Raw genomic sequence first — 415 nt, 5'->3', positions numbered from 1 at the left:
GGTTGGTGATGGTCAGGGTCACGTCTGCCGTGTCGCCGAGGCGTACGGAGGTGTCGCCGGAACGGGTCAGGCCCAGGCGGCGTACGGGGGCGGCCAGCGCGAAGTCGCAGGCGCAGGCCACGGCCAGGGGAGCGTTGACCGCCAGGATGCCCGTCCAGCTGGGCTCCCAGATGCCGACAGGGATGGAGCCCAGGGCCGCGACGAGGGCGGCGCGTCCGGTGAGTGCCATCAGCGGGGGACGGGGACGTGGGCGAGGATCGCGTTGATCACGGAGTCGGCCGTCACGCCTTCCATTTCGGCCTCCGGTCGCAGTTGCACGCGGTGGCGGAGGGTGGGGAGGGCGAGTGCCTTCACGTCGTCGGGGATGACGTAGTCGCGGCCGGTCAGCCAGGCCCAGGCGCGGGCGGTGGCCAGG

2 pseudogenes are annotated in these 415 nt (G+C 72.8%); both read right to left on the bottom strand.

What is annotated here, in order from left to right:
- Nucleotides 1-229 (bottom strand): annotated as a pseudogene (locus tag C1J00_RS44270) (DUF58 domain-containing protein); the annotation flags it as partial.
- Nucleotides 229-415: pseudogene (locus C1J00_RS44265) on the bottom strand (AAA family ATPase); the annotation flags it as partial. The pseudogenes C1J00_RS44265 and C1J00_RS44270, both read right to left, overlap by 1 nt.

This window comes from Streptomyces cahuitamycinicus (genome assembly GCF_002891435.1).
Taxonomy (GTDB): domain Bacteria; phylum Actinomycetota; class Actinomycetes; order Streptomycetales; family Streptomycetaceae; genus Streptomyces; species Streptomyces cahuitamycinicus.
This window is presented reverse-complemented; position numbering and strand designations above follow the sequence as displayed.